3 protein-coding genes and 1 riboswitch are annotated in these 2215 nt (G+C 60.5%); of the genes, 2 read left to right on the top strand and 1 reads right to left on the bottom strand.

Translation table 11 applies throughout. From position 1 onward, the window contains the following. Window positions 1-149 precede the first annotated feature (149 nt). Window positions 150-1454, bottom strand: a complete 1305-nt coding sequence (locus tag OSA81_13695; protein MDE0900055.1) for an HNH endonuclease — start codon at window positions 1452-1454, stop codon at window positions 150-152. A 137-nt stretch (window positions 1455-1591) separates the two neighbouring features. Further along, window positions 1592-1684: riboswitch (SAM riboswitch) on the top strand. A gap of 7 nt (window positions 1685-1691) precedes the next feature. Between OSA81_13695 and OSA81_13690 the strand changes: the two genes are divergently transcribed. Beyond that, window positions 1692-1934, top strand: coding sequence for a hypothetical protein (locus OSA81_13690; GenBank protein MDE0900054.1), 243 nt, complete (start codon window positions 1692-1694; stop codon window positions 1932-1934). Next, the coding region (locus OSA81_13685; protein MDE0900053.1) for a hypothetical protein at window positions 1924-2215 on the top strand (292 nt) is incomplete at its 3' end. The genes OSA81_13690 and OSA81_13685, both read left to right, overlap by 11 nt.

Here is a 2215-nt window from a genome sequence, read left to right as displayed (position 1 = left end):
CGTTACTGCCGGTAATGGTCTTCCTCGCTGTGAAGGTTACCGGTGAGGCTGCTTTGGCCCGTTGGGATCGAGCTTTGGTGGGGGTTTGGCTGTGTCGGGGCGCGGCAGAACTGCGTGTTCTCACCGTCTATCGCGGATTGTGTAGAGATCTACTCTTCGCCGCGGGCCTGGCGGTGCCAGCGAAGGGTCTTCATGGGTGGCGCAAGCTGCCTTCGGCTGAGTTTGGCAAGGTCGTCAAGGCGGGTTCCGTCAAGGCGTCGGTATTGCTGGTCAATGACAGTTGAGTTGATCCGAACTATGAAGCCATCGTCGATGGTAAGCAGGCCGTTGTCGAAGAGCGAATGGATGTCAGCGCGCAAGAGAAGCCCGTTCCGGATCGAGTGCAGGCCGTCTTCGCTCACGCCTCTGACGTGGGCCGCCTCGAGGGCGCTCTGTTCGACGCAGCCGGTGACCGCACATTTACCGCCTTGGTGGTGCATCAGGTCTTTACGAAAGGTCGACTGCCCCTGCCGAGTCTTCACCATCCTGCGCACCATCTCGACCTCGCGGTCGATCGCCTTGACGTCCGGTGATCTTGTGTTGTTCAACCAACTTGTGAGCACCTTGTGAGTTCGGTCGTTGGCTCCTGTGGGAGCAGACCAAATCCGCTGTTCAAAGGCCGAGTAGGGGATTGGGTGTCGGGCTAGTTCCCCGCAGAGACTCTTGTCCCATCTGATCCGGCAGGCCCACTCCTCCAAGGTCGAGTCCCAGAAGGGTTCGCCCACGACTCGGCCGACAGCTCGGACAACGCCATCAGGCATTCCGAAGTAGGCCCAGATCCAGTCACTGCCCTGCAGGCGGCGGAAATTCGTCGCAAGTCGCCAGGTGGTCATTTTCCCGGCTGACGCCAAATGGAGAAAGGCGGTGAGATCGGTTCTCTCATCCCCGCCTATGAAGTACTCGCTGTTATCGGTAATCGGGTAGAGGAAGTGCCTCGGTTTCCTGACGGTGATCGGTTTCTTCTTGCCTTTGCCTCTCGAGTCCACGTGATCGTGATGTGAGAGCCAGGCTTGCCACACGCGCGACGCATCTGGTTCGCGAACCCGCGTCCCCGAGGCGAACGGGGTCCAGTGCGTGTCTGGTGCGATCCCTTGGAGCTTCTTGATCGTCAGTCGGTCCTCGATCCCGACATGCTTCTGCCAGTTGACGTCGACATACCACGCGGTGTCGGCGCGTTCGTCATCCCAATGCGGACCCTCGTAGGCGGTGCTGGTGGCGGCGCCGCTCGCGATGATGCCTCGGTCCCGGCACTGTCGGAGGAGGAATAACCGGTCTCCAGGGGCGATCCCGCCGCGGCGGCTGCCCACGGACCACGTGGCCGAGCCTGACGAGCCCTGGGCCATCCTTTGGGATTCCTGCACCCAGTCCATCTGGAACCTGTCGGGGTTCCAGGTCAGGATCAAGAGGTTGGGCATGGTCAGACAATAGGTGACCTAATTTCGGCCCTGACGCTCTGATCGCGTTTCCGGAATGTTCTCGGACCTTGGTCAGATTGGGGACGACGAGGACTAGGCGCAGTCGAACTGTCACACCCTCGTGGGATAATGGGGGTGAATCATCCAGAGGATCTGAGGGGCCTGGCCCTGTGACGGTCCGCCAACCGGCCGCTGTGCGGCATCGGTGGCAACGCCAGGAACGATGAGGAGGCAGTCATGGACAGGAAATGCCCGCAATGCGGTTCAGTTGACACTGGGCCGTCGTTCACCTTCGATTACGAGAGGGACGACTCGGGTCGGGTCATTGCCCGGAACCCGTTCTTTGCCTGCGGTGGGTGTGAGCACACCTGGCAGGTCGAGATGGTCCTGGTGGTCGCCCAACCGTTCGACCCCGACGATGACGAGGCAATCAACGGCTTCGTGGAGACGATCAACAAGGAGGTTGTGGATGTCGACTGACGAACAGGCCTTAGAAGACGAGTGGGAAGAAGAGGTCGAAGCCCAACCGCCCGACAAGTGTCCGGCATGCGGCGGTAGCCGGTTCGGCATCTACGTCATGGGAATGCCAATGACAGGCGGCGATTTCTTCGAGCAACTAGACCGCGATGAGATTCGGCTCCTTGGCTGCATACCGTCAGACAACGACCCGTTCTGGTTCTGCCGGGATTGCGACGCCGACATCCTTGAAGAGGGCTGGCTGGCCCCGAATGAAGAAGTTGCCCGCGAATTGGAACAGCTTG

The sequence above is a fragment of the Longimicrobiales bacterium genome (assembly GCA_028823235.1).
Classification (GTDB): domain Bacteria; phylum Gemmatimonadota; class Gemmatimonadetes; order Longimicrobiales; family Gaopeijiaceae; genus UBA2589.
Note: the sequence above shows the minus strand (reverse complement) of the source record. Positions and strands in the feature narration are given on the sequence as shown.